General features: G+C 73.3%; 5 protein-coding genes. 1 reads left to right on the top strand and 4 read right to left on the bottom strand.

The annotated features are described in order from the left end of the window. Positions 1 to 9 precede the first annotated feature (9 nt). Positions 10 to 732, bottom strand: coding sequence for a TetR/AcrR family transcriptional regulator (locus tag IE321_RS13140; RefSeq protein WP_190222997.1), 723 nt, complete (start codon positions 730 to 732; stop codon positions 10 to 12). 62 nt (positions 733 to 794) lie between these two features. Then, the gene (locus tag IE321_RS13145; protein ID WP_190222998.1) at positions 795 to 1,730 is read right to left on the bottom strand and encodes an AurF N-oxygenase family protein; all 936 of its coding nucleotides are present in this window, start codon (positions 1,728 to 1,730) and stop codon (positions 795 to 797) included. Between the two features lie 169 nt (positions 1,731 to 1,899). Between IE321_RS13145 and IE321_RS13150 the strand changes: the two genes are divergently transcribed. After that, the gene (locus IE321_RS13150; RefSeq protein WP_190222999.1) at positions 1,900 to 3,018 is read left to right on the top strand and encodes a ferritin-like domain-containing protein; all 1,119 of its coding nucleotides are present in this window, start codon (positions 1,900 to 1,902) and stop codon (positions 3,016 to 3,018) included. 146 nt (positions 3,019 to 3,164) lie between these two features. Here IE321_RS13150 and IE321_RS13155 read toward each other — a convergent pair whose 3' ends face one another. Then, the gene (locus IE321_RS13155; RefSeq protein WP_190223000.1) at positions 3,165 to 4,808 is read right to left on the bottom strand and encodes a penicillin-binding transpeptidase domain-containing protein; all 1,644 of its coding nucleotides are present in this window, start codon (positions 4,806 to 4,808) and stop codon (positions 3,165 to 3,167) included. Continuing rightward, the gene (locus IE321_RS13160; RefSeq protein ID WP_043224911.1) at positions 4,805 to 6,196 is read right to left on the bottom strand and encodes an FtsW/RodA/SpoVE family cell cycle protein; all 1,392 of its coding nucleotides are present in this window, start codon (positions 6,194 to 6,196) and stop codon (positions 4,805 to 4,807) included. The genes IE321_RS13155 and IE321_RS13160 overlap by 4 nt, the downstream gene beginning before the upstream one ends. Between the last annotated feature and the right edge of the window lie 156 nt (positions 6,197 to 6,352).

The following is a 6,352-nucleotide window of genomic DNA, read 5'->3' on the forward strand; positions in this document are numbered from 1 at the left end:
CCACCAGTCTCACAGCAGGTGCGCCGCCGCGCCGAGGAGGGGCGCCAGGCGGCGGGCCAGGCCCGCGACCGGTCCGTCGGCGCGCTCCTGGGCGAGCAGCCGCCGCACGACCGCCGCGGTCTCCGGGTCGCTCGCCGAGCCGGCCGCGAGCAGGGCGACGAGGTGGTCGACCAGCCAGTCGCGCAGCTCGCCGGCGGACGGCGACTTGCCCTCGTCGAGCCAGATGAGCGAGGCCGCCTCGACGGCCGCGATCCAGGTGCGGACCAGCATCCCGAGCCGCGCGCCCGGCCGCTCCGCGCCCAGGTGCAGGAAGATCTGCGCGGCGGCGGCCCGCCGCACCTCGTCCACGATCGACGTGGTGTTGGAGGTCTCGACGACGCTCCCGCCGCGCAGCAGCGCGCTGAAACCGGCGTCGTGGCCGTCCACGAACGCGAGGTAGCGGTCCAGGACCCGGCCGAGCCGCTCGGTGGGCGGGCCGTCCTCGGGCTCGGTGAAGCAGCGGTTCAGGGCGTCGGCGGAGGAGCGCAGCGCGGCCTCGTACAGTTGCTGCTTGCCGCCGGGGAAGTACCGGTAGACCAGCGGTCGCGAGACCCCGGCCGCCTCGGCGACGTCGTCGAGCGACACGTCCTCGGGGGCCCGGTGCGCGAAGAGCCCCAGCGCGGCCTCCAGGAGCTGGCCGCGCCTCTCCTCGACGCTGAGCCGGCGGTACGCGGGGGAGGCGGCGCTCGTCATGTCGGCAGCGTAACCCCGGTACCGCCGCCTCCGGGTCCCGGTCCCGAGCCCGCCCGCCACCCTCAGGCCAGCAGGCCCGAGGACCGCCAGAGCCGGCGGCCCGGCCCCCGCAGCACGCCGATGTCGTCGAGGAAGTCCGTCAGGCGCCTGGCACCGGACTGCATGACCTCCCGCCGGTGGCCGCTCGCCCGCACCTGGGCCACCGCCTCCCGCCGGTCCAGGCCCACGGCGTCGTACACCGCGGGGTTGACGAAGCAGGTGGAGAAGACCCGGGCCGCCTCGCCGCAGCTGAGGCGGGTGAACTCCTGCTCCCAGCGCGGCGCCGTCACCATCTGGCGGCGCAGTTCCTCGCGGGCGTAGCGCACGTGCCGCGCCTCCTCCACCACGTGGATCCGGGTCACGCCGCGGATCAGCGTCTGGACCCGCTCGTCCGGGAAGGTCAGCCGCTGCATCCAGTCGAGGATCTCCTCGCCGAGCAGGGTGGAGGCGAAGGAGCCGGGGGTGGTGGAGACCGTCTTCAGGACGCGGGCGAGGTTGTGGTAGACGCGCGGCACCGGGTAGTCGCCCGTCCCGCTCTTGCGGATCATCCGGGCGAACATCATCGAGTGCCGGCACTCGTCCGCGATCTCGGTGAGCGCGTACCGCACGTGATGGCTGGTCAGCGACTTGTCGTAGATGTGCCGGACGAGCAGCTGCATCAGGATCACCTCGAACCAGATGCCCAGCGAGGCGAGCGAGGCGGCCTCGTGGCGGGAGAGCTCGATCCGCTGCTCCTCGGACATCCGGCGCCACAGCGGGGTGTCGTAGAGGGAGACCAGCTCCGGCGGCCAGTACCACCGGCCGTCCTCGAAGGGGGCTTCCCAGTCGAGTTCGGTGTCGGGGTCGTAGGAGTGCTTGCGGGAGGACTCCAGGAGCCGTTCGGCGAGCCGCTCGCGGTCGCGGAGCGGTCCGAGCGCGTCCCGCAGCTGGGTGAAGTCGGGCTCGGTGAAGGGACTCATGGCGGGGACACCTCGCTGGCGTCGGGCTCGGGTTACCGTCGGTCACTCGCTATCAGACTGCCCGTCAGCAAGCCCGTCAATCCCTTGCGCGCGACTTGTTGACGCTTCGTACAGCAACGTGTGAGCCTGCTGGCGGCGGCAGGACGCCGGTGGCCGGAAGGAGTGGTCGATGTCGACGCACGAGCTCTACGTGAACCCCCCGTCCGGACCCGGCCGGGAGATCCCGGCCTCCGGGGACGCCCGCTTCTCCTGGGAGTACGACATGGCCGACGCCGGCCGTGAACGGCTCCTGGCCCTCTACCAGAAGGGCAAGGACAAGCAGTGGGACGGCGCCCGCCGCATCGACTGGGACCTGGAGGTCGACCCGTACGACCCGCTCGGCACCCCCGACGAGGCGCTCGCCCTGTACGGCACCCGCCACTGGGCCAAGCTCACCGAGAAGGACAAGGGCGAACTGCGCCGCCACTACGCCTCCTGGAACTTCAGCCAGTTCCTCCACGGCGAGCAGGGCGCCATGGTCTGCGCCGCCCGGATCGTCGAGTCCGCGCCCGACCTCGACGCGAAGTTCTACTCCGCCACCCAGACCATGGACGAGGCCCGGCACGCCGAGATCTACGGCCGCTTCCTGCACGAGAAGGTCGGGATGCTCTACCCGATCAACGACGACCTCCAGACCCTTCTCGACGACACCCTCCGCGACTCCCGCTGGGACATGCCCTACCTCGGCATGCAGGTGCTCATCGAGGGCCTCGCCCTGGCCGCCTTCGGCATGATCCGCGACACCACCGACAAGCCGCTGCCCAAGCAGATCCTCGCGTACGTCATGCAGGACGAGGCCCGGCACGTGGCCTTCGGGCGGATGGCCCTGCGCGACCACTACCGGCAGCTCACCGACGCCGAACTGCGCGAGCGCGAGGAGTTCGTCATCGAGGGCTGCTATCTGATGCGCGACCGGCTGCGCGGCGTCGAGGTCCTGGAGAACTTCGGCGTCCCGCGCAAGGAGGCGGAGGAGTTCAGCGAGCGGAGCGAATTCCTCCACCTCTTCCGGAAGCTCCTCTTCAGCCGGATCGTGCCCTGCGTCAAGGACATCGGCCTCTGGGGCGAACGCCTCCAGAAGGCCTACCTCGACATGGGCGTCTTCGACCTCGGCGACTCCAACCTCGACCTCCTCATGACCCAGGACGAGGAGATCGCCGAACGCCTCGACGCCGAACGCTTCGCCGAGGAGGAGCGGCAGCGCGTCGCGGAGGTGACGGCCGCGATCGCGGACGGCGCGGCGGAGGAGTGACGGCGGACCCTCGGGAGCGCCGCCCCGTCCGTTCCGGCGGGCGGGCGACCCGGCGCCCGCCCCGCCGTCAGTCCCCTGACCCCCCGACAGTCTTTTGAGCTCGCCGTCAGCCCCTTGCGCCCGCCGTCAGCTCCCTGAGCCCGCCGTCAGTCCCCTGAGTCCGCCCGGCCCCGCCCGCCCGGCACGCCCCGCGGGCGGGTCGGCGGAGTCGGGACCGTCGCCGGGGGCGTCGCCTCCGGTGGCCGGGCGCCCGGTGCGCCCCGGGGGCGTGCCGGCGCCGCCTTCTCGCCGGCCCGGGTGCCCCGCGCGCCCGGCGTGCCCCGGGACTCGGCCTCCAGACGGAGCGCCTCGCGCATCACGTCACGGGCGATCGGGGCCGCGCTGCCGCCCCCGCTGATGTCCGTACGGGCCGCCTCCGCGTCCTCCACGACCACCGCCACCGCGACCGCGGGCCGGCCCGAGTCCTCCGCCTGCGCCCAGGCGATGAACCAGGCGTACGGGGTCCCCGTGTTGCCGAAGCCGTGCTGCGCGGTGCCCGTCTTGCCGCCGACCCGGGCCCCGGGGATCGCGCCGTTCGTCCCCGTCCCCTCCTCGACCGCCTTCACCATCAGCCGCTGGAGCTGGAGGGCGGTCGACGGGCTCATCGCCTGCCGGTAGCTGCGGCGCGGGGTGCGGTCCACGGTCGTCCCGCCGGAGGTGGTCGTCCGGTCGACCAGGTACGGCTGCGCGATCTCCCCGGTGTTGGCGACCGCCGCCGCGACCATCGCCATCTGGAGGGGCGTGGCCGTCGTGTCGAACTGCCCGATCGACGACAGCGCCAGCTGGTCCGGGCTCATCACGCGGTCGAAGTTGGACTTCGCCACCCAGGACGGCACCCGCAGGGTCGTGTCGTCGAAGCCGAACCGTTCCGCCGTGCCGACCATGTCCTCCAGGCCGACGTCCACGCCGAGCCCGGCCATCACCGTGTTGCACGACCACTGGAGGGCGTACGCGAGCGAGGCGTCCTCGCACCCCCGGGCCTCGTTCGGCAGCACCTGCCGGGTGCCGGGCAGCACGAAGGGGTCCGGGGTGTCGGTCGGCGCGTCCACGTCCCGCACCACCCCGGAGTCCAGCGCAGCCGCCGCGGTCACGATCTTGAAGGTGGAGCCGGGCGGATAGGTCTGCCGCAGCGCCCGGTTGAGCATCGGCTGGTTCGGCGAGGTGGTCAGCCGGGCCCAGGCGTCCTTCACGTCCGCGCCGGTCCCGGAGAGCACGCCGGGCTCGTACGAGGGGGAGGAGACCAACGCCAGGATCCGGCCGCTCGACGGTTCGAGCGCCACGACCGCGCCGCGCTTGCCGTCGAGCCCCCGGTAGGCGGCCTCCTGCATCGACGCGCGGATCGTGGTCACCACGGCGCCGCCGGGGGAGCGGCCCCGGGTGAGGTCGTTCCACAGCGGCAGCGGCGCCAGCATCGGGTCGGTGCCGGACAACAACGAGTCCTCGGCGTCCTCGACCATCGTGGTGCCGTACGTCTGGGAGGCGTGGCCCGTCACCGGCGCGTACAACGGGCCCCGCCGGTAGGTCCGCTCCCAGCGCAGCTGCTGCCCGCTGTCGCGGGAGCCGGTCACCGGCCGGCCGTCGACGAGGATCGCGCCGCGCGGCTCGGCCCAGCGGGCGATGGCGCCCCGCCGGTTGGCCGGGTTCGCGTCCAGCTCGTCGGCCTCGACCAGCATCACCCGCCCCGCGTTGACCAGCAGCGCGACGAGCAGGACGAGGCAGAGGGCGGCGGCCCGCCGGATGTACCGGATCACCGGCCGGCCTCCACCCGGGCGAGTTCGCCGGTGTCGGCGCTCTCCGGCCGCGGCGCCCGCGCCGAGTCGCTGACCCGCACCAGGAGCGCGACGATCACCCAGTTGGTCACCACCGACGAACCGCCCTGCGCCAGGAACGGCATCGCCATGCCCGTCAGCGGGATCAGCCCCATCACCCCGCCCGCGATCACGAAGACCTGGAGCGCCACGATCGAGGCGAGTCCGACGGCCAGCAGCCGCCCGAAGGGGTCCCGCAGCGCGAGCCCGGCCCGGTAGCCGCGCGCCACGAAGAGGGCGTACAGCAGGAAGAGCGCGGCGAGCCCGAGGAGCCCCAGCTCCTCGCCGGCGGTCGCCAGGATGAAGTCCGACTTGGCGGCGAAGCCGATGAGGACCGAGTGCCCGAGCCCGAGGCCGGTGCCGAGCATCCCGCCGGCGGCGAAGGCGAAGAGCGACTGGGCGAGCTGCCCGGGCCCGTCGCCGGCCCGGATGGAGGCGTACGGATCCAGCCAGTCCTGCACCCGGCTGTGCACGTGCGGTTCGACCGAGCCGATCAGGAAGGCCCCGGCGGCGGCCAGCAGCAGCCCGATGGCGATCCAGCCGGTGCGGCCGGTCGCCACGTACAGCATGATCACGAAGAGGCCGAAGAAGAGCAGCGAGGTGCCGAGGTCCCGCTCCAGGACGAGCACCAGGACGCTCAGCAGCCAGATCGCCACGATCGGCCCGAGCACCCGCCAGGTCGGGAACTGGAACCGCCAGATCCGGCGCCCGGCGTACGCCAGCGCGCTGAGGTTGGCCGAGAGGTACGCGGCGAAGAAGACCGCCAGCAGGATCTTCGCGAACTCGCCCGGCTGGAAGGAAAGCCCGCCGATCCGGATCCAGATCCGGGCCCCGTTCACCGCCGGGAAGAAGATCGGCAGGATCATCAGGGCCAGCGCGGCGGCCACCGAGACGTACGCGTACCCCTGGAGGGCGCGGTGGTCCCGCAGCAGCAGCACGACCACGATGAAGAGCGCGACGCCGAGCGTCGACCAGATCAGCTGCGGGGTCGCCGCCTGGTCGCGCGGGGTCTCCAGGTCGAGCCGGTAGATGAGCACCAGGCCGAGCCCGTTGAGCAGCAGCGCGATCGGCAGCAGGAGCGGGTCGGCGTACGGCGCCCGGAACCGCACGGCCAGGTGGGCGAGCAGCGCCAGCAGGCCGAGCCCCGCGCCGTAGCGGGCGGCGTCCGGCGGCACGGCCCCGTCGTGGGCGAGGCCCACCTCGGCGTAGCCGCAGACGGAGATGAGGACGGCGCCGAGGAGCAGCACCAGTTCCACCCCGCGCCGCTTCGGGACCCGGACACCGGTCGGCGGCGCGTCCGGGGGCGCGTCCGTGGTCCGAGGTGCGGTCATGGTCGGCAACGTAGCAAGCCGTATGCCGTATGTCCCTTTTGTGTGACGGTGTGCCGTGGGCGGGGTGCGGGCCGGGGCGGGGGAGCGCTGCGGGGCGCCGGGGGGCGGGGGTGCGCCCGGGGGCGGTCACGGGCCTGGAGCGTCGTCCTCGGACCG

This window comes from Streptomyces hydrogenans (genome assembly GCF_014656075.1).
GTDB classification, from domain to species: domain Bacteria; phylum Actinomycetota; class Actinomycetes; order Streptomycetales; family Streptomycetaceae; genus Streptomyces; species Streptomyces hydrogenans.

Bases quoted from the DNA above. Each gene is read 5' to 3' on its own strand.
- IE321_RS13145 (WP_190222998.1), bottom strand. From the start codon at position 1,730: ATGAGTCCCTTCACCGAGCCCGACTTCACCCAGCTGCGGGACGCGCTC.
- IE321_RS13150 (WP_190222999.1), top strand. From the start codon at position 1,900: ATGTCGACGCACGAGCTCTACGTGAACCCCCCGTCCGGACCCGGCCGG.
- IE321_RS13140 (WP_190222997.1), bottom strand. From the start codon at position 732: ATGACGAGCGCCGCCTCCCCCGCGTACCGCCGGCTCAGCGTCGAGGAG.
- IE321_RS13160 (WP_043224911.1), bottom strand. From the start codon at position 6,196: ATGACCGCACCTCGGACCACGGACGCGCCCCCGGACGCGCCGCCGACC.